Annotated in this window: 11 protein-coding genes; 6 read left to right on the top strand and 5 right to left on the bottom strand. The window is 69.0% G+C overall.

Going from position 1 to position 19,797, the window contains the following annotated elements:
- The first annotated feature begins 259 nt into the window (after positions 1–259).
- The 4 genes from KUV62_RS22055 to KUV62_RS22070 all read left to right on the top strand — a co-directional run bounded on the left by KUV62_RS22055 (position 260) and on the right by KUV62_RS22070 (position 4,766).
- Positions 260–1,372 carry a sugar transporter gene (locus tag KUV62_RS22055; RefSeq protein ID WP_222605917.1) on the top strand — a complete coding sequence of 371 codons (1,113 nt, stop codon included), beginning with the start codon at positions 260–262 and terminating at the stop codon, positions 1,370–1,372.
- A gap of 12 nt (positions 1,373–1,384) precedes the next feature.
- Positions 1,385–2,053, top strand: a complete 669-nt coding sequence (locus KUV62_RS22060) for an ABC transporter ATP-binding protein (RefSeq protein WP_222605918.1) — start codon at positions 1,385–1,387, stop codon at positions 2,051–2,053.
- A gap of 89 nt (positions 2,054–2,142) precedes the next feature.
- On the top strand, positions 2,143–3,234 hold the full coding sequence (locus KUV62_RS22065) for a sulfotransferase family protein (protein ID WP_222605919.1): 1,092 nt from the start codon (positions 2,143–2,145) through the stop codon (positions 3,232–3,234).
- On the top strand, positions 3,231–4,766 hold the full coding sequence (locus KUV62_RS22070) for a glycosyltransferase (protein WP_222605920.1): 1,536 nt from the start codon (positions 3,231–3,233) through the stop codon (positions 4,764–4,766). Before KUV62_RS22065 ends, KUV62_RS22070 begins: the two co-directional genes overlap by 4 nt.
- A gap of 13 nt (positions 4,767–4,779) precedes the next feature.
- Here the strand turns inward: KUV62_RS22070 and KUV62_RS22075 are convergent, their stop codons facing one another.
- The gene (locus tag KUV62_RS22075) at positions 4,780–5,469 is read right to left on the bottom strand and encodes a sulfotransferase (RefSeq protein WP_222605921.1); all 690 of its coding nucleotides are present in this window, start codon (positions 5,467–5,469) and stop codon (positions 4,780–4,782) included.
- A 121-nt stretch (positions 5,470–5,590) separates the two neighbouring features.
- Positions 5,591–11,485, bottom strand: a complete 5,895-nt coding sequence (locus tag KUV62_RS22080) for a glycosyltransferase (RefSeq protein ID WP_222605922.1) — start codon at positions 11,483–11,485, stop codon at positions 5,591–5,593.
- A gap of 158 nt (positions 11,486–11,643) precedes the next feature.
- On the opposite strand from KUV62_RS22080, the gene KUV62_RS22085 reads away from it, so the two are divergent.
- Positions 11,644–12,414 (top strand): hypothetical protein, encoded by a 771-nt coding sequence (locus KUV62_RS22085; protein ID WP_222605923.1) that lies wholly within the window; start codon positions 11,644–11,646, stop codon positions 12,412–12,414.
- A gap of 36 nt (positions 12,415–12,450) precedes the next feature.
- On the opposite strand, the gene KUV62_RS22090 is transcribed toward KUV62_RS22085, so the two are convergent.
- From KUV62_RS22090 to glf, 3 genes are all read right to left on the bottom strand, one after another.
- Complete coding sequence (locus KUV62_RS22090; protein WP_222605924.1) at positions 12,451–13,782, bottom strand: UDP-glucose dehydrogenase family protein; 1,332 nt, start codon at positions 13,780–13,782, stop codon at positions 12,451–12,453.
- 77 nt (positions 13,783–13,859) lie between these two features.
- Positions 13,860–15,173, bottom strand: a complete 1,314-nt coding sequence (locus tag KUV62_RS22095) for a DUF2793 domain-containing protein (protein ID WP_222605925.1) — start codon at positions 15,171–15,173, stop codon at positions 13,860–13,862.
- A 105-nt stretch (positions 15,174–15,278) separates the two neighbouring features.
- Positions 15,279–16,388, bottom strand: a complete 1,110-nt coding sequence (glf, locus tag KUV62_RS22100; protein WP_222605926.1) for a UDP-galactopyranose mutase — start codon at positions 16,386–16,388, stop codon at positions 15,279–15,281.
- Positions 16,389–16,543: 155 nt separating this feature from the next.
- Here glf and KUV62_RS22850 point away from each other — a divergent pair, with 155 nt between their 5' ends.
- Entirely contained in the window at positions 16,544–19,381 is a 2,838-nt protein-coding gene (locus tag KUV62_RS22850; RefSeq protein ID WP_222605927.1) for a hypothetical protein, read from the top strand.
- The last annotated feature ends 416 nt before the right edge of the window (positions 19,382–19,797 follow it).

Genomic DNA, 19,797 nt, shown 5'->3' on the forward strand with positions numbered 1-19,797 from the left:
GTCCCACTACTGGCGTCCTCCGATCTCATATGTAATAGCTGCGGGGATTTCAAATGGTCCACTTCGAAGACCCTGAGGCAGGACAGCACCCATGGAAGATGCGGTTCAGCAGCCGAGCGCTCCGAAACCCAACGAGACGTCCGCTCGGCCCGGGAACACCCCGGGCGGAGGCGACACGGGAAAAGCACATCCCGGCGCTCAGCGCCCCGCAGCGCAGAAAGGCTCCCGCAAGCTGCAGCCTCCGGTCAACGCGGCGCGGATGAAGCGGCGCCATTGGGGGCTCGCCCTGTCATTCCTGCTGATGGTGATCGCTCCGTTCGTTGTGGTGTCATCATACCTCTCTCTTGTGGCCGAGGATCAGTATGGCTCGACCGCCGGCTTCATCGTTCGCTCGGAGGAAAGCAGCAGCGCTTCCGAGCTTCTCGGGGGGCTGGCGCAGATCGCCGGGGGCAGCGTGTCTTCCGATGGCGACATCCTCTACGAGTTCATTCTCAGTCAGCCTCTGATCCGCACCGTGGAGGAGCGGGTCGGCCTGCGCGAGCATTACAGTGCGCACTGGGGATCCGACCCTGCCTTCGCGCTGTGGCCCGATGCCAGCATCGAGGACCTGGAGTGGTTCTGGCGGCGCGTGGTGCGGGTCTCCTATGACCAGAGCTCGGGGCTGACGGAGCTCCGGGTCCAGGCCTTCGACCCCGACACCGCGCAGCAGATCGCCCAGGCGATTCTCGACGAGAGCCAGAAGGTGATCAACGCGCTCAACGATCAGGCCCGCGCCGATGCGCTGCGCTACGCGACATCCGATCTCGACGAGGCGGTGGCGCGGCTGAAGACCGCCCGCGAGGCGCTGACCGCCTTCCGCTCCCGCACCCAGATCGTCGATCCCGATTCCGACCTGGAGGGCCGCATGGGGGTGCTCAGCAGCCTGCAGCAGCAGCTCGCACAGGCGCTCATCGAGTACGACCTGCTGCGCGAGCAGGCCAGCGAGAGCGACCCGCGCGTGACCCAGGCTCAGCGCACCATCGCCGCGATCCGGGGCCGCATCGCCGAAGAGCGCCGCAATGTCGCGACCGAGAACCCCGAGACCGGCGCCGACGGACGGGATTACCCCGAGCTTCTGGCGGAATACGAAGGGCTCATGGTCGATCGCGAATATGCCGAGCAGAGCTACCGCGCGGCGCTGGCTTCGCTCGATGTCGCCAAGGCGCAGGCGCTGCGTCAGAGCCGCTACCTCGCCACCTATCTGGCGCCGACGCTGGCGGAGACGAGCGAGTACCCGCGCCGCCTCACATTGGCCGGTCTGACCGGACTGTTCCTGTTGCTGGCCTGGGGCACCCTGGCGCTGGTCTACTACTCGATCCGCGATCGGGCCTGAGGCACCGGACGGATGATCCGGTTCGAGAATCTCAGCAAGAGCTACTGGGTGCGCGGCGAGCGCAAGGTGGTGATCGACCACCTCGACCTCACGCTTCCGACCGGCAGGTCCCTGGCCTTGCTGGGGCGCAACGGGGCGGGGAAATCGACCCTGATGCAGATCATCGCCGGCATCCTGCGTCCCGATAGCGGGCGGGTGGTGAGCGACGGTACGATCTCTTGGCCGGTCGGGTTCGCCGGCTCGTTTCACCCGCAGCTCACCGGTGCGGAGAACGTGCGCTTCATCGCCCGGATCTACGGCGTCGACGGCGACGACCTGGTGGCGTTCGTCGCCCACTTCGCCGAGCTGGGCAAACATTACCACATGCCGGTGCGCAGCTATTCCTCGGGGATGCGGGCGCGACTGACCTTCGGAGCCTCGATGGGGATTCGCTTCGACACCTACCTGGTGGACGAAGCCACCTCGGTCGGGGACGCGGCGTTCCGGGCGAAGAGCCGCGAATATTTCGCCGACCGGGTGAAGAATGCCAGCGCCATCCTGGTCAGCCACGAAATGGGCCAGGTCCGGCAATTCTGCGACGCGGGGATCGTGCTCTCGGAGGGCAAGCTGCTCTATTTCGAGGATCTCGAAGAGGCCATCCGGGTGCATCTCCAGCTGGTGGAGGCAAAGCGCTCCCGCTGACCGGATCCCGCCCCCGGAGCGCGGCCGGGGTTGCTTGAATCCGCGAAATGGCCGGGCGATAACCGGCGCAAAGGTTGGGGCCGGAAAGAATGCGCAAGACGATCTATCTTCACATCGGTCACTACAAGACCGGAACAACGGCCCTGCAGGTCTTCCTGAGCAACAACCAGAAGCGGCTGGTCCGGCGCGGCGTGGATTACGCGGAAGAGCTGCGCAACCATGCGAAGCATTCCAGCCTCGCCTTCTCGATCTATCGCAAGGCCGGTGTGTCGACCCTGATGCATGGCTATGCCGACCCGACCCCGCCGGAGAAGATCTGGCGCCGGTTGTTCGACCACGCCTCCGCCTCGCCGGCGCCGGCGGTGCTGGTCAGTTCGGAAGAGTTCATGCGCATGGGGGCCCATCCCCGCGCCGCCGAGATCCTGCGCGACATCGTCACGCCCGAGATGCGCCGCTTCGACATCCGCGTCATCGCCTACCTGCGCTCTCCGGGAGCGCATCTGCGGTCCTGGTACAACCAGCTGATCAAGATGAGCGCGGCGCCGCCGGATTTCAACGCGGCGGTGCGCAGCGTGATGGAGCCGGTGCATTACGATTACGGGCAGGCGCTGCGCCCCTGGGTCGACATCTTCGGCCCCGAGGCGGTGATGGTGCGGCCCTACCGTGAGGATCTGCGCCTGGACAACGGCCTGTTCCGGGATTTCCTGGCCGCTCTGGGGGTGGATTTCGACTGCCGCCCGAAGCTGGGCGGATGGGTGCTGCCCGAGGGCGACGTCAATCCGCGGCTCGACGACCGGCTGCTCGAACTCAACCGGGCCATGCAGGAGGCCGGGCTGACGCCGGAGCTCCGGAAATGGATGGGGACCCGGGCGGAGAAGGCGCTCCCGGATCTCGCCGCTGCGCCCGGGTTCGCGACGATCGTGGAGCGGACGCAGAGCGGGCTGGACGCCCTCAGGGACCTGCCCGGAAACCAGGTGGCGCCGGAGGCGTTCGCCGCGGACATGCCCAGCCCGGATCCGGACTGGCAGGGAGAACTGACCCGGATGATGGCCACCGCCCTGCGCGAGCAGCAGATCCTGCGCGAGCGGCTGCAGGCCCGCAACAGGGAGCTGACGAGCCGGCTCGATCAGACCGAGGCGCGGCTCGACGCGCTCGAACGCCGCCTGGAGGGACGCAAATGAGCCGTCCGATGCGGGTCCTGTATTACAACTGGGTCGACTATCTCGACGACGAGAAGCGCGGCGGCGGCGTGACGGTCTACCAGCGCAACCTGATCGCCGAGGCGGACCGGCGCGGTGACGTCGAGACGGTCTTCCTGTCTTCGGGGATCAGCTATGATCTGCGCGGCGGCGCTCCGAGATGGGAAAGGATGCGGCACGGCACCGATCAGGATCGCGCGCGGCGCTACGAGATCGTCAACTCCGGAACCCTCTCCCCCTCGCATCACAGCTATGGCGACCCGGCCCAGGTGGCGCATGCGGCGACCGAAGCGGTGTTCCATGAGTTCCTCGAGGCCACCGGCCCTTATGACGTGGTGCATTTCAACAATCTCGAAGGATTGCCAGCCTCGGTCCTGGGATTGAAGGCACGTTGGCCGGACACGCGCGTGGTGCTGTCGCTTCACAATTACTACCCGTTCTGTCCGCAGGTGAATTTCTGGCATCAGGAGCGCGAGACCTGCGGCGATTACGATGAGGGCCGGAAATGCGTGCATTGCCTGACCCACCGGCGTGACACCCGCCTGGTGCGGTTGGCAAACGGTCTGTCCTACAGGCTGAAGCGGCTCGGCGTGCGGCCGGGCAGCCGGGCGTTCGACGTGCTGTTCTCCGGCGCGTTGCGGATCGGCGTGCGCGCGGCCCGCGGGGTCGCCGGCGTGAAGGCGCTGGGGCGGCGCAGCCGAACGCGCCGGGCAGCGCCGGGGCAACTGACCCGGATCAGCGCGCCCGATGGGGCGCCGTTCGCGGCCCGCCGGGCGGAAATGGTGTCTCTGATCAACCGCAACTGCGACGCGGTGCTCTGCGTCTCGGACGCGGTGCGAAAGCTGGCGGTGGCGCATGGCGTGACGCCCGAGATCGCCCGCACCTCCTATATCGGCAGCCGCGAAGCCGGTGCCTTCGCCCGCACCGAGCCGAGGCCGTTTCCGCGCCGGGACGACGGCACGCTGCGCCTCGCCTACCTGGGCTACATGCGCCGCGACAAGGGGTTCTACTTCCTGCTCAAGGCGTTGGAGGAGATGCCGGCGGAGATGGCCGGGCGCCTGCGCCTCGAGGTGGCGGCCCGCCGCGGCGACCGCGAGACCATGGACCGGCTCTCCGACCTCGCGCCGCACCTGGCCGAGCTCACCTATGCCGATGGCTATTCGCATGACGATCTCGACCGGCTCTTGGCCGAGGTCGATGTCGGTCTGATCCCGGTCCTGTGGCACGACAACCTGCCCCAGGTCGCGATCGAGATGCACGCGCGCCACATCCCGCTGCTCTGCGCCGACATGGGCGGGGCGCAGGAGTTGGGCAACTGCCCCGAGATGGTCTTCAAGGCCGGAGACGTGGCCGCGTTCCACGACCGGATCGCGGCGCTGCTCGACGGCCGGGTGGACATGCAGGCCTATTGGCAGGGGGCGATGCAGCCGGTGGACATGAGCACCCATTTCGAGGCGCTGCTGGGCTGCTATGACGCGGATGCCGAGGCCGCGTCGGCCCGTGCCGCGCAGTGATCTCGGCCTCGGCTCAATGTGTCAGCTTGCGGGCCAGCGCGGCCGTCACGTGCGCCGCGTCGAAGGGTTCGTCGAGCATGTCGAAAAGCGGCTTCAGGGAGGCGGGATCCGCAAGCAGGGTCTCGTATCTCACGTGATGCGCGCGGTCTGGGTGACGGCGCGTGTAGCTCTCGAACAGACGGTCTGACTCCTGCACCATGTCGATCACGGTCTGTGCCGGCTGGTCGGCCCACCATTTCGATTTCCGCACCGCCTCCGCGTCGCGCGAGTTGAACACGAAGACCGGGTTGGGAAAGCTGCGGCTGCAGAAGTTGAGAAACCCGGGCAGTCGCTGTCCCAGGCTGGGATAGCGGATCTCCTTGAACCCGATCCAGCGGGCATTGGCGGGAGGGTGCAGGATCTCCTCGATGAAGGTCTGGGCCAGGCGCTGTTCATAGGTCTCGGCCGAGACCTCGTGCAGGCCGTGCCAAGGGTGGCTCTGCGGATGCGGCTTTTGTCCGTGGTTGCGGATCGCCTGGCGCAGGCTCGATGCCGACTGGTAGAGCCCGTGCAGGGCGCCGCCGTTCTCCCCGGTGATGTGGGCCCCGGGGATCGATTGCAGGATGGTCTGCAGCAAGGTGGAGCCGGAGCGGCCATAGGTGATGATGAAGATCGTCCCCTTCAGGGCTTTTGGCGGCCAGGCCTGTCTGTTGCGAAAGATCATCTGGCGCTATCCCCTCGTCGCGCTGTCGTCATGCGCCGCACGTCCTGCGACCCGAGGTCGAGGCAGGCAACCCCGACCGTGCTGCGGTAAATTGCGGATCCTGATCGCCGTTTCTGCCATGCTAGTCCAGCCTCCGCCGCACGAAGGCGCACTCGGTCCAGGGCACCGACAGGTCTGGGTCATGGATCACGCTGCGCCCCTCGGAGGCCAGCGCAAGATATTTCCGGTATTCCTCGGCATCGTTGAAATGCTGCCGGCGGGCGACCTCGGTGCGGGCCTTCTCGCGGAAGGCGGCGTTGTACTTGAAATGCGCGAAGATCAGCTCGCGCTCGGCGATCCGCGCGTCGCCGACGAAATGCAGACCGTCCGAGAGCCGCATGAACGGGTGATAGCGCAAGAGGGCCAGCTTCTGCGCCACGAACAGCGTCCCGCGCGAGCCGGGGATCAGGCGGTGGCGTAGGGCCGAGGTCCAGATCGGCGCGTCGGAATAGGGCCCGCGGGCGAGCGTGTTGGTCAGGAACGGCTCGGCGTCGCAGTAGCCGGCCTCGGCGAAGGGACCGCCCCGGGTGAAATCTGCCTGCTCCAGCGGCCCCTTGGGATACATGTCGAGCATGAAGAGGCGCACCGCCTCGGCCTCCCGGAACTCCGGCTGTCGCAGCAGATCGGGCAGGCTCTGGCGAGGCTCGTCCTGCCAGACCAGCAGCTCGTCGGCATCGGCCACCAGCGACCACCTGTCCCGGCGGAAGGAGGCCATCATCGCCTGCTGCCAGGCGACGCCGTAATGTGACTGCCGGTAATCCGTGTCGACCGAGAACAGCGCGACGTCCGGCTGCGCCGCGAGATATTCGCGGCTGCCGTCATCCGAGCCGTTGTCGGCGATCAGGAAGCTTTCGATCCCGATCCGGCGGTAATGGTCGAGAAAATGCGGCAGCATGAACATCTCGTTGCGCATCACGGCGACCACTGCGATCTCGGCCTCACGGGCCCGGGTCACGGTCTCGGGCGGAGAGAACAGCTCGAGGGCGTTGCTCTGGTAGCCGAGCCGGGGCGGCTGGAAGCTGGGCCAGATCTTGGCCGGGTGCAGCGCCGGATCGGAAAGCCGGGTGCGCGCCAGCGCCTGGTCCTCGTGGGTGTCGAGATGGATCAGCTGCAACGGCGCGGAGGGGCCGGGGAAGAAGGCGTTGAGCCAGGACGAGACCGGCAGGGCGCCGGGATGGCTGCGGCGCCGGATCGCCACCCGGTAATCCTCGCAGGCGACGTGGATGCCGCGCAGGGCGAGGAGATCGCCGAGCATCTTGTCCTCCATGAAGGAGCGGGCGATGAGCTGCTGGCCGGCCGGGCTCTGCGCCGCGGCAAGGGTCTCTTCCATGGCGCGGCGGCTGAGCGCGTAGCCCGAGCCGCCATCGGCATAGCTGGCGGGCTCGGGGGAGCGGTCGAGCTCGAGCCGGCCGCGCTCGGAGACGGATTTTTCCTGGTGCCAGAGCCGGTCCATGCTGCCGGGGCGGCGGATCAGCTTGCGGCCGTAATAGTCGAACTTGCGGTAGTTCAGGCTCTCGAAGAACAGCGGGACGTTGACGAAACAGTCATCGTCGATCTTCAGCATGTGGGCGAAGCCGGTGTTCTCCTGCACCCAGGCGATGGCGGCGAGGGTCTTCTGCGGCAGCCCTTCGTAATCATCGGGTGCGTCGAGCGCGACGATGTCCCCGTCGCGCTGCCCGTCGCCATCCCCGGTTACCACGATATAGGGAATGCCGAGCGGGGCGAGCAGGTCGAGCCAGCCCGCCCGCAAGGCCGGGATGCGGCTCTCGAGATAGGGTTTGCAGGAGAACACCACGACCAGCGTGTCGAAGAGCGGCGAGGCGTCGAGGCCTGGCGCGGCGGGCGACAGCGCCGGCAGGGGCACCTCGCCACGCAGGGCATCACATAGGCTCTCGGCCTGCGGACCGCCGCTCTGGTGCAGCCGGGCGAGGGGGCCGCGCAGGGCCGCGGCCCCGGCGGCTTGGCGCCGCGTCTCGGCGGGCATCGCGGCGTGCCGGGCGCGCAGCCATTCCGCCAGGCGTTGCGCGGCCGGGTCGCCAAGCGCCGGGATCAGGGCGACGGCGAGACCGAGCCCCAGGAACCCGGCCTCCGCGCCAGACAGCGGCGCGAGATCGTCGAGCAGGGTGGTGAGGCTGTCCGGATCGTCGCCTGATTGTGCGCCGGAGAGCAGGGCGGAGGCCCGCCGTGCCACCGCGCGTTGCAGCTCGAGGGTCGGTGACTGCGGAACGAAGGGGTAGAGGTCGGGCAGGGCGCTCGCCGCAAGCTGTCCGGTCTCTGGAGGCACGGCGGCGCTGCCGGGAAAGGCCATGTGGCGCAGCGCGGCGAGGTCCGGGCCTTCCGGGGCATGCTCCAGGGCCTGAGGGGCAGGGCCTTCGCCCGGGGCGAGGGGCAGCCCGGCGGGGCCGAGGATCTCGATTGCCAGGCGGGAGGCGTCGGAGCAGCCGGCACGGGAGAAGCGGGCCAGCGCCGCGGCGCGCTGCCCGGACGGGGCGCCGGGATCGGCTACGACGCGGAAATCCTGCCGTGCGGCGGCGAGGGCAGGGGGCAGCGTCTTGTCTCCCGCGCGGGTCTCCAGCGCCTCCCAGAACAGCCGGGACAGTCCGTAAACCTTCAGGCAGAAGCGCTCGATCCTACCCTGCAGACGAAGGTCACCAGGGCGGGCGAGCAGCAGCGTGACCGCCGCGAGGGTCAGCTCCCGGCAATGGGCACGGTCCCAATAATCGGCGGCGCGTCGCGAGATCACCAGCATTGCGAGGCGGATTAGAGCCTGTTTTCGCTCTGCGGGCATGTCCTCTACCGTGGCGGCGTGACGGAGTGTCCAGGCCAGTGGCGGGGTGAGCATCCAGCCGGGCCCGGGGCGGACCATGCCGCGCAGCAGGGCGATGGCGGTCTCCTCCCCGCCGGACAGCAGCAGGTAGGGCAGCAGGGCCGAGTTGGTCCAGATGTCCTGCGCCGGGCGATAGTCTTCGAAGCCGAGCTCGCGGGCGAGCCCGTAAAGGCCCTCGAAGCTCTGCCCGTCGCGGCAGAAGCTGTCGGTGAGCGCCAGGAAGGTGCCGCGGCGGATGTCGGCCGGAAGCGCCATCTCGCGCAGCAGCGCGAGCGGGTCGGGTGCGGGCGCGCTTTGCTGGCTGTCCGCGATGCGGGCGAGCGCAGCATCGATGCGGATCCCTGCGTCGTCCAGGCGGGCCGGTGCCACAGGCGCTGTGTCCGTGGAGGGTGCGGTCTCGGTGAGGTAGTCGTCCAGCCCGAAGCTCTCGGCAAGCCGTTGCAGCCGCGACAGGGCAAGGGGCGAGAGCAGCGGCTGCAGCGCACCGTGGCGGACATGCTCGAGACAGAGCAGGACAAGCGCGCTGTCGGCGGCGCTGACCCCGGCCTCGGTGACCCGGCCGATGCGCGCGGCCATATCCTGCCGAGTCAGGTCGAGCAGGGGCAGGTCGCCGTCGTCGATGATGCGCAGCGGCGCCTCGGGGGCGAGACCCCGCCAATGGCGGCCCGACAGCTCGGCCAGGAGACCGGGCCGGTCGTCCAGACCCGGAGACGGGACCAGCGGCAGGGCGTCTCCGCTGTGAGCGACCCGCAGACGCTCTCCGGCCGCCGGGCGGGCGGCCCGGAGCTGCAGCCGCGGACCGAGCGCGAGCTCGGGGCCGGGCGGACGGGGCATCAGGTCGACGGGCAGCACGCCGCCCTCGAGCTCGAGCAGCGAGATGCGTTCCAGCCCGCTCAGCCCGGTGCGGTCGAGAAGGCTGCGGCGGCCGAGCCGGACGATCTCGGTGCCGTCGATCAGCACCCGCACCTGCGGTGGCCGGATCTCGACCGTGACCTCGACGCCGCCATGGGGCAGCGCCACCGGAATCCGCCGTTCCGCGCGCCAGGCACCGTCGCTGCGGCGGTCGTTGCAGACCGCGATCTGTTCCGGCTGGCGCAGGGAGAGGTGAAACGGGCAGAGCACCCCGTCGGCGGCGAGGAAGCTGAGATTGGCGCAGGGGCCGGTCTCGAAATCGGCGCGGAAGCGGAACAGGCCCGCTTCGTGCAGGGGGAAGAAATGGCGCCGCTGCGCGCCGTCGCCATCCTGCGCCCGATGCGGCAGCAGCGCCGGGCCGCCCAGGAATCCGCGCGGGTTGAGCAGCCGGGCGAGCCGCGGGCCGAAGGACGAGTCGAACCCGGCAGGGGCGGTGGCGGGGCCGGTCAGACCGCGCTGCGCCGCACCCAGCATCACCCCGGCCAGCATGGTGCGGGACATGCCGCCATGGTCGACCTGCAGCCGCAAGGCGCGGGCGAAGAGCCGGCGCTGCCAACCCTCGGGCAACTGTGCGGCCAGCTTGGCGGGCAGGCCGCGCACCAGCGCATCGTGACCGCGCAGGAAGGCGCGCAGGGAGAGCGGCTGGCCGCGGGCGCTGTCGGGCGCTGTGTTCACCGCGACCCCGTCCCAGGCGATGTAGGCGCAGCGTTCGGCAAGCAGCGGCGCGGCGAGGCACAATGCCCAGTGCGGGCGGGGGCCGGGGGTGAACCCGAGGGCCGGGTTTTGCAGCAGGTCGCGCCGGAAGATGCGCGCGGAGAGCTCGGAGGCCAGCGTCAGGGCCGTGTGGCCATCGACCTCCAGCGCGCCGGTGGCCGGGGTGCCGCCGGGCAGCGGGTGCAGTTCGAAGCCGGTATGGGGATGCCCGTCGGGCCCGGTGCCGACCCGGTACTGGCTTATGCCGGTCTCGGCGCCCGTCGCCAGCATGGTGTCGCACCAGTCATGCAGCGCCACCGGGCGCAGCAGGTCTCCCGGCTGCAGAAAGACCACGAAGCGCCCGCGGGCCTCTCCGAGACCGGCCTCGAAGCGTGAGGCGATGTCCGCAGCGGGGGCGGCGAAGGCGCGGCTGTCGGGATGCCGCTGCAGCAGATCACTGGCGGTCCGAAGGCTCTCCGCGCCACTGCAGGCCACAAGCACCTCGCGGCCGGGCCCGTGCTGCGCGGCCAGGCTTTCGAGCGTGGCCGAAAGCGCCCCGGACACGCTGCCATCCCAGGCGATCACCAGGCTGAGCGGCAGCTCCCCGGCCAGTTCCAGCGCCCAGCTGCGGGCGATGCCCGGATCCCATTCGGCATCGAAAGTCAGACCCTGTTCCTGCAGGAAAGCCGCGGCGGCGGCGGCGAAGCGCGCCCGTCTCGCGGGCTCGCGCAGGGCGGTGCTGCGCTCGTAGAGCAGCCGCGTCGCGATCCGCGAGTAACCGATCCCGGCCTGCGGTTTCAGGGCCTCGTCGAAGAGCGGGCGCAGGCTGCGCAGCACGTCGATCTGCTGGAAGGCGCGGTCGTCATCGGCGGCGGTGATCTGGCCGGGCCGTCCGCGGGTCTGCAGGTAGAGGGGTTCGGGCAGGTAGAGCAGGTGATCGGTGCGCGCCGCGGCCCGGTAGAAGAAGGCGTGGTCCTCGAACCAGGTGCCCTCGTCGAAGCGCAGCCCCTCGATCAGGCTGCGGCGGTAGAGCTTGTTCCAGGCCGAGGGAAAATGCCGGATGACCTCTGGCCAGCTGCGCAGGGCGAAGCGCCGGCGCACCGGGTGGCTGGCGAGGTCGGGGGCATCGTGGATCGTCGAGTGCACATGCGAGCCGCCATCGGGAAAGACCGAGCGCAGGGCGCAGGAGACCCAGTCGGCGCCGCTCTCTTCCAGGGCCTGCCAGAGCCGCATCAGGTAGTCGGGGCTGACCCGGTCGTCGCTGTCGACGAAGGCGATGAAGGTGCCGCGGGCATGCTCCAGCCCGGTGTTGCGTGCTCCCGAAAGCCCGCGGTTCTGCTGCCGGATCAGCCGGGCCCGGGGATCCCCGGCGATGGCCTCGGCGGCCAGCGCGCCGCTGCCGTCGGTGGAGCCGTCATCGATGACGAGAAGCTCGAAATCCGCCAGGGTCTGGCCACGCAGGCTGGCGAGGCAGGCGGCGACGTGATCACGGACGTTGTAGACGGGGACGATGACCGAGATCAGCGGAGTGTCGGAAGCGGGCATTTGGGTCCTGGACAGGGCAGGGGAGAAAACATGCCCTGTTGTTTCGCAGCTGGTAGCCGGGGTAAACCCCTGCCTGTCGCCCGGGGGGCGTCCCTTGTCCGCTTTGGGGCAAGGTGCTAGCTGCATTTCAGCCCCGAGCCATGCGAGGATCGAAAGACTTGAGTGACCCCTACATCATCTGGGCCATGCGCCGGACCGGGGGGACCACCCTCGCGGCGCTTCTGAGTTCTCTGTCCGAGCATCCCAATGTCGAGCACGAGCCCTTCAACCAGGGGCGTGTCTTCGGAGCGGTGACCGCGGCCTGGCGGGAGGGGCGGAACCGGCGTCGACTGCGCGCCGACATCGCCGCCGCGCTCGAGAAACGGCCGGTCATCAAGCATTGCTACGAGATCATGCCGCCGGAGCTGAACCGCACGCTGATGGAGGTGGCGACGGAGTTGGGATACCGCCATATCGTGCTTGATCGCCGGGCCGAGAGCGACCGTATCCTGTCGCTGGAGCTGGCCCGGATCACCGGGGCCTGGGGCGGCAAGGATGCCAAGCGGATCTATGGCCGGATCGCCGCCGGCGAGCAGGAGCTCGCCCCGGTGGAGGTCGGCAGCGCGGTGGCGCATCTGCACGAGTGCCGCCGCCATCGCGAGGCGCTCGAGCGCCTGCTGGCGGCGAGCCGGCAGACCCCGTTCGTGGTCTATTTCGAGGACATCTACTCGGATCCCGCACAGGGTCGGCAGCGGGTCGGCCGCCTGCTTGCCTTCCTCGGCATCGATCCGGCGGAGCACCCGGATTACGAGGCGCGGCTCACCGATGCGCTGCTGAACCGGGGGCAGAACTCCGCGCGGATCCTGTCCTCGGTGCCCAATATCTCCGAAGCGCGGACGGCCCTGGCAGAGGCCGCCGCAAAGTCGCCGCCGCTCTTCGAGCCTTCCTGACCTGCCGGATCGCTCCGGCAGGACGCCTCGGGGCGATTACGAGGACAGGATCTCGTCTTCGCGGCCGCGGCCGATGGAAGCGTAGCTCTCGAACCCGGCGCTGCGGGCGGCGGAGGCGCTGTAGATGTTGCGCAGGTCGGCCATGCGGGCGTGGCGCATGCTGCCGGCCATGCGTTTCAGGTCTAGGGCGCGGAACTCGTTCCATTCGGTGAGGATCACCACCGCGTCGGCGCCGTCGACGGCGGCATAGGCATCCTCTTCCCAGTGCACGCCGGGCAGCGCTTCTTCGCCCTCGCGGCGGCCTTCCGGGTCGACCACGGTGACCGTTGCGCCGCCGCCGACCAGCGCCGGAACGATGGTCAGGGCCGGGGCATCGCGCATGTCGTCGGTGTTCGGCTTGAAGGTCACGCCCAGCACCGCGATGGCCTTGCCGTTGAACGATCCGTCGCAGAGATCGCGCAGCTTCTCGATCATCCGGCGCTTGATCTCCTCGTTGATCGAGATCACCGCCTCGGTGATCCGCATCGGGCTGGCATATTCCTGCCCGATCCGGGCCAGCGCCTTGGTGTCCTTGGGGAAGCAGGAGCCGCCATAGCCCGGCCCGGCATGCAGGAACTTGTTGCCGATGCGGCCGTCGAGCCCCATCCCCTTGGAGACCTGCTTCACGTCGGCGCCGACCTTCTCGCAGAGCGCCGCGATCTCGTTGATGAAGGTGATCTTCGTGGCGAGGAAGGCGTTGGCCGCGTATTTGATCATCTCGGCGGATTCCAGATCGGTGGTGACGATCGGGAAATCGCGGAGATAGAGCGGGCGGTAGATCTCTTCCATGACCCCGGTCGCACGCTCGGATTCCACCCCGACCACGACGCGGTCGGGCTTCATGAAATCATCGATCGCCGCACCTTCGCGCAGGAACTCCGGGTTCGAGGCGACATCGAACTCGAGCGCCGGATTGGCCGCGGCGATCACCTCCTGGACCTTGCGGTTGGTGCCGACCGGCACGGTCGATTTGGTCACCACGACGATGTAGTGATCGGCGGTCTTCGCGATCTCCTCGGCGGCGGCCATCACGTAGGTCAGATCGGCGTGGCCATCGCCGCGGCGGGTCGGCGTGCCGACGGCGATGAACACCGCTTCGGCGCCGTCGAGGGCGGATTTCAGATCGCGCGTGAACGAGAGGCGGCCGGCCTCGACATTCTTCGCCAGGAGCGCGTCGAGCCCCGGTTCGAAGATCGGCACCTCGCCGCGCTCGAGCATCTCGATCTTGCGCGGATCCTTGTCGACGCAGACCACCTCGTGGCCGAAATCGGAGAAACAGACTCCGGAAACCAGACCGACATAGCCGGTGCCGAGCATTGCAATCTTCATAAACGCCTCCGCGGAATTGCCCGAAGGTTCTGCGGGAAACAGGGCCTCTATGCAAGGTGGAAGCTCGGTTGCGGCTGTCAGCCAGCGGCAAGACGCAGATCGATCCAGCGGTCGGACGGGATGTTGCAGGGCGCCCCCTGCGTCCAGCCGCCGTCCCAGACCGGGCGGTGGCAGCGCAGGGTGAGGCGGGCGGCATCCTCGTCATGATCGGTTGCGATCAGCACCAGCGGCGTGCCGGTGTCATCCCGGGGCAGCTCGATCTGCCAGCCGGCGCAGGCAAGGCCCGGAACACCATCGAGGGTGTAATGGCCAAGACCTGTCTTGCCGAATGCCGCGCCCACCGGCTCCGCCGGCTCCTCGATATGGTCGTCGAACAGCCGCACGATCGGGCTCGCTTCCTTGACGAAGCCATTGGTGTCCACAGTGGTATTGGCGCGGTGCCAGAGCTCGGTCCAGTGGATCGGCGCAGCGGCGCTGCCACCGGAGCCGAACCAGATCCGTTGCGCCGCGGCGGTGTCGACGGCGCGGATCGAGAGCGCGGAATACTGGCCGCTCTGCTGCAGCAAGGACAGGGCATGCACATGGGCGGCGGTCTCCGGCAGCCCGGCGGTGGTGCCGGCATCGGCGGCATATTGACCGCCCTGCAGGCCGCGCTCGGTCAGTCCGGTGGGGCCGGCCAGCAGCGGGGCCTCGCCAAGCAGGCCGCCATCCCCGACCTTGAGAAGCCGCCCGGCGGTGGTGTCGGTGGCGCTCTGGGTGACCGCGCTGCCACCGAGCTGACCACTGGCGGCGTCGACGCTCAGCGCGGTGGTCCAGCTGCTGCCGTCGGTGCTGGTCTTGATGGCGAAATCGTCCGAGCCCGCGGTGCCCAGCTCGACCCGGCCGGACCAGCCGGTCTGGAACAGCAGGCTGGCGGTGTCGCCGGCGGCGGACTTGTTGATCTTGAGCTGATGGCCCGCGCCCTCGTGGCTGAGCAGCGTCGCCGGCGCGGCGACCGCAAGCCGGTTGATCGTATCGGAGGGCGCGTTGATCCCGAGGCCGGGCAGGTCGCTCAGGACCGGGGCCTGCCATGCTCCGTCGCGGCGCAGGCGCAGGCTGCCGCCGGCCCGTTCGAGCGCCTGCCAGCCGTCCTGCGGCGCAATGAACAGCCAGGCGCCGTCCAGCCAGGCGGCGAGCATGTCGCCCTGATCGGCCCAGGCCCCGGTCGGCGCCGGCCCCAGCGCCCAGACTTGGCCGTCCTGCGGCAGCTCGGGCGGCTCCTGGGTGCCGATCTCTTCGACGACCAACTGCACGAGCACGTCGAGCCGCTGCAGCGCCTCGTTGTGGGTGACATGCTTCTGCGCCTGCGAGGGCAGAAGAAAGGGCAGGGACAGCCGGGCAGAGAGCGACATGGAAACCTCCGGAGGAACGTCTGCCCAGACTCTTCTGAAAGAGGATTGCCAAATCCTTCCGGCAGCGTGCGCTGCCGGTTGCATCCCTGCCATTTGGTGGTTCGGTCAGGCGGTGCGGTCGAGGAAGGCGGCGGCGCGGTCCAGCGCCTCGCGGATGGTCACGTCCATGTCGAGATAACGATAGGTGCCGAGCCGGCCGAGGAAGCTGACGCCCTCTTCGGCCTGCGCCAGAGCCTCATAGGCGTCCAGCATCTTCATCTCGCGCACCAGACGGATCGGATAGTAGGGGGTATCGCCGGGGGCACAGGCGCGGGAGACCTCGCGGTAGCAGACGGAGCCCGCGTGGCTTTCCCACGGGGCGAAATGCTTGTGCTCGGTGATCCGGGTCCACGGGGTGTCGCGGTCGGCATAATTCATCACCGCGCAGCCCTGGTAGTCGCCATCATAGGTGAAGCGCTCGAAATCCAGCGTGCGGTAGCCGAGCCGGCCGAGGCGCTCGCCGAAATAGCTGTCGAGCGGGCCGGACCAGAACAGATGGTCGGCCCGGTCGGCCTGTTCGCGGGAGAACGGGGTGTCGAGATGTACGTCGATCGCCGGGTGGTCGAGCATCGCCTCGACCATGGCGGTGTAGCCCGCCTCCGGCATGCCCTGGAAGGGATGTGCGAAATAGTTGTCATCGTAGCTGAAGCGCAGCGGCAGGCGCTTCAGGATCGAGGCGGGCAGGTCGGTCGGCGAGCAGCCCCACTGCTTCTCGGTATAGCCCTTGAAGAAGGCCTCGTAGAGCGCCGGGCCGACCATCCGCAGCGCCTGCTCCTCGAAATTTTGCGGCTCGGAGATGCTCCGGTCTGCCTGGTCCTCCTCGATGAAGCGCCGGGCCTCGTCGGGCTGGAAGCAGCGTCCGAAGAACTGGTTGATCGTGTGGAGGTTGATCGGCATCGAGTAGACCGCGTCGCCCGAGCGGCTGCGGACCTGGTGGCGATAGGGCTGGAAGCGGGTGAACCGATTGACATAGTCCCAGACGCCTGCATCGGCGGTGTGGAAGATGTGGGGGCCGTAGACATGCACCAGGACCCCGGTCTCCGGGCAGCGCTCGGTGTGGCAATTGCCCGCCACGTGCGACCGGGCCTCGAGCACCGTCACCTGCCGGCCGGCCTCGGCCAGTTGCCGGGCCACGACCGCGCCGCTGAGCCCGGCGCCCACAATCAAAATCCGCATGTCGTCGCCTGCCTTCGTCTTGCCCCGTCCGGTCCGTGCCGGGGTGGCCGGGCCGTTTGGACCCTCTTACTGCAACCGTCCTGCCGGTGAAAGCCAAGCCGGGCCTTTAACCGCCCTTAGGACCTGGGGGCTATGGTGCCGAGCGGAACCACTGGATGGAGCGCGGCTTGATGCAGGTGCAATGGGTCGGGCGGCTCGCCGCCGGGGAGGATCTGCTCGATGTGGATATCCGCGACCTGGCGTTTGCCGCCCTGCCGGACGGCCCGTTTCTCTACGCGGGGACCGGGCGCAATGGCGGCATCACGGCCTACCGGGTGACCGCCGACAGCGCCGCCAGCCTCCATGACAGGGTCTATTTCCCGGGCGATGCGCCCGCCGCGGCGGCTGGCATGCTGGAACTCCTCGACCTTCCCGGGGGGCCGCTGTTGCTGACCGGCGCCGCGGCAGGCGGCCTTTTGGCGGGATACGGGCTGACTGGCAGCGGCCGGTTCGGTGACCTCGAGGCGGCGGGGCGGCTGCTGCCAGGATCCGGTCCGCCAAGCGCGCTGCTCGGCGTCGCGCTCGGGGAGGCGCAGGCGCTCTACGTCGCCGATACCGCGCCCGGTCGGGTGGTGGCCTATCTGCCGGAGGGCAGCAGCTACCGGGCGGCCGGGGCGGAGGGGCGGATGTCGCTCGATGGCCCCCGCGCACTGGCCGCGGCCAGGATCGGCGGCCAGGATTTCCTGCTGGTCGCGGAGACAGAGGCCTCGCGCATCGTCAGCTACCGGATCTCGCCCGAGACCGGGGCGCTGCTGCCCGCCGGCATGGTCGGCGCCGAGACCGGGCTCGGGATCTGGCAGCCCACCGCGCTTGAGACCGTCTCGGCCTTCGGCACGACCTTCGTGCTCGCGGCCGCGGCGGGCAGCTCCTCGGTCGCGGTGCTGCGGCTCGCCGCCGACGGGACGATGGAGGTCGCCGATCACGTGCTCGACACCGCCGTCACGCGTTTCGGGCAGGTTCAGAGCCTGTCCGTGCTGCAATCGGAAGGCTGGGTCTTCGTGGTTGCGGGCGGTGGCGATGGCGGTCTCAGCCTGTTCACGCTGCTGCCTGACGGGCGGCTGCTCTCACTGCAGAACCTGGCGTTCGAGGCAGGTCAGGACATCGGCAATGTCACTGCGCTCGCGGCGATCGGAGCCGGGGAGGCCGGGCAGATCTTCGTCGCCGGCGAGGGGGCACCCGGGCTGGGGCAGTTCTCGCTTCCGCTGGTGGGGCTGGGCCGGGTGATCCGGGGCAGGGGCAGCCTTTTCGGGGGCGCCGGCGGTGACTTGATCGCGCTCTCCGGCCCGGACGGATCCGCCTCCGGGGGCGGGGGAGACGACATTCTCGTCGCCGCCGGCTCCAATGCCGACCTTCGGGGCGGGGACGGGGCCGACCGTTTCGTCCTCGGCGCCGCGTCGGGCACGGTACGGATCCGCGATTTCGAGCCGGGGCGCGACAGGCTCGATCTCTCGGACGTGCCGTGGCTGCGCAACCCGGCACAGATCGAGGCGCGGGAAACGGCGACGGGGATCCGGCTGAGCTACCGGGACACGGTGATCGTGGTGACCTCTGCCACCGCCGCGCCGCTGACCCTGGCGGATATCTTCGCAGAGCGGTTCGACTGGGCCGACCGGAGCTTGCCGGTCGTTGGCGAGTTTCCCGATCCCGAGCCTGAGCCCGAAGACGACCCGGCACCACCACCGGTGCCCGGGCGTGTCCTGCGCGGCGGGGACGGCGCCGACCGGCTGACCGGCGGCGAGGGCAACGATACGCTCATCGGGCTTGGCGGCGATGACCGGCTGTCGGGCATGGGCGGAGATGACGCGATCTGGGGTGCTGCCGGGGCGGACACGCTCGAGGGCGGTGCCGGCAGCGACACGCTGGGCGGGTTCATCGGGGATGACAGCCTGCTCGGGGGCGATGGCGCGGACGAGATCTGGGGGCATGACGGTGCGGATTTTGCCGGGGGCGGTGCCGGGGATGACCTGATGGGCGGCGGCGAGGGATCCGATACCTTCCTGGGAGGCCCAGGGGATGACCGGGTGAACGGCGGCGAAGCCTCGGATGGGCTCTGGGGGGAAGAGGGCAACGACACGCTCGGCGGCTATGTCGGCGACGACCGGATGGGCGGCGGTCCCGGGGATGATGTGATCTGGGGCAACACCGGCAATGACACCGCCTGGGGCGGGGAGGGCGACGACTTCCTCGCCGGGTTCGACGGTGACGACGAACTCTATGGCGGCGACGGTGCGGACACGCTGCGCGGAGGGCAGGGCGACGACAGGCTGGACGGGGGTGACGGAGACGACCGGCTCGGCGGCTATCTCGGCGACGACCTGCTCTATGGCGGGGACGGAGATGACGAGCTCTGGGGCAATGCCGGCAGCGATCTGGGCTGGGGCGGGGAGGGCAACGACCGGCTCGGCGGCGGAACCGGCAGCGATACCCTTCGGGGCGAGGCCGGCAACGACGTCGTCTGGGGGGGCGATGCGGGCGACAGCCTCATGGGCGGGGATGGAGATGACACCGTCGGAGGGTTCACCGGTGATGACACTCTGAAGGGCGGAGACGGCAATGACAGCATCTGGGGCAATACCGGGGATGACAGCGGCCGCGGCGGGGAGGGCGACGATCTTCTTGCCGGGTTCGATGGCAATGACACGCTGGATGGCGAGGCCGGGGAGGATGAGCTGCGCGGCGGGCGCGGCGATGACCTGCTCCATGGCGGCGATGGCGCGGACCTCTTCGTCTTTGCTGGCAATATCGGGATCGATCGGGTCGCCGATTTCGAGCCGGGGCTGGACCGGATCAGGATCGGCACGCCGGATCTCGGCCCCGGTGATCTGATGATGTCGCGCTCTGATGGGGATGTGATCATCGACCTGCCGGGGGGACGGATCATTCTCGACGGGCTGGCCGATGACGGGATCTCCCCGTCGGGCTTTCTGGATGCGGGGCATGTCCTGTTCGGCTGAGGTCGGTCGGCGGGCCGGAGGCCGGTGGCTCTCGGAGCGGTCTGGATGCAGCGATGTCGCCGAACTGCTCTGGCCAGCTCCGAACGACCTCAGCTTTCCTGCCCGGTCAGCCGCTCCAAGAATGCCCCGGTGTCTCTCCAGATCTCGGCTTCCAGAACCTTTGCATCGCGGCGAAGCCGGTCGTAGGTGCGTTGATGCATGCCTTTCGGCTTGCTCGGAAAGGACGCGAGAAGACCGCCCGTCTTCTGTCCCAGCGCCGCGCGCTGCCTCAGGGCCTTGATGATCTTACGCTGTTCGTGTGTGCGCTACCCGAAGCGCGACTCCCATGACCTGCGAGAGTAGGGGCGTCGGCCGATTTCCTCCATCATCTTTTCTCGAAAGACCTCGGCCGGGGTCCTCCATCCAAGGCATTTGCG

It is taken from the genome of Salipiger bermudensis, assembly GCF_019801965.1.
GTDB lineage: Bacteria > Pseudomonadota > Alphaproteobacteria > Rhodobacterales > Rhodobacteraceae > Salipiger > Salipiger bermudensis_A.

Bases quoted from the DNA above. Each gene is read 5' to 3' on its own strand.
- KUV62_RS22095 (WP_222605925.1), bottom strand. From the start codon at position 15,173: ATGTCGCTCTCTGCCCGGCTGTCCCTGCCCTTTCTTCTGCCCTCGCAG.
- KUV62_RS22075 (WP_222605921.1), bottom strand. From the start codon at position 5,469: ATGATCTTTCGCAACAGACAGGCCTGGCCGCCAAAAGCCCTGAAGGGG.
- KUV62_RS22060 (WP_222605918.1), top strand. From the start codon at position 1,385: ATGATCCGGTTCGAGAATCTCAGCAAGAGCTACTGGGTGCGCGGCGAG.
- KUV62_RS22850 (WP_222605927.1), top strand. From the start codon at position 16,544: ATGGAGCGCGGCTTGATGCAGGTGCAATGGGTCGGGCGGCTCGCCGCC.
- KUV62_RS22065 (WP_222605919.1), top strand. From the start codon at position 2,143: ATGCGCAAGACGATCTATCTTCACATCGGTCACTACAAGACCGGAACA.
- KUV62_RS22080 (WP_222605922.1), bottom strand. From the start codon at position 11,485: ATGCCCGCTTCCGACACTCCGCTGATCTCGGTCATCGTCCCCGTCTAC.
- KUV62_RS22055 (WP_222605917.1), top strand. From the start codon at position 260: ATGAAGCGGCGCCATTGGGGGCTCGCCCTGTCATTCCTGCTGATGGTG.
- KUV62_RS22070 (WP_222605920.1), top strand. From the start codon at position 3,231: ATGAGCCGTCCGATGCGGGTCCTGTATTACAACTGGGTCGACTATCTC.
- KUV62_RS22090 (WP_222605924.1), bottom strand. From the start codon at position 13,782: ATGAAGATTGCAATGCTCGGCACCGGCTATGTCGGTCTGGTTTCCGGA.
- glf (WP_222605926.1), bottom strand. From the start codon at position 16,388: ATGCGGATTTTGATTGTGGGCGCCGGGCTCAGCGGCGCGGTCGTGGCC.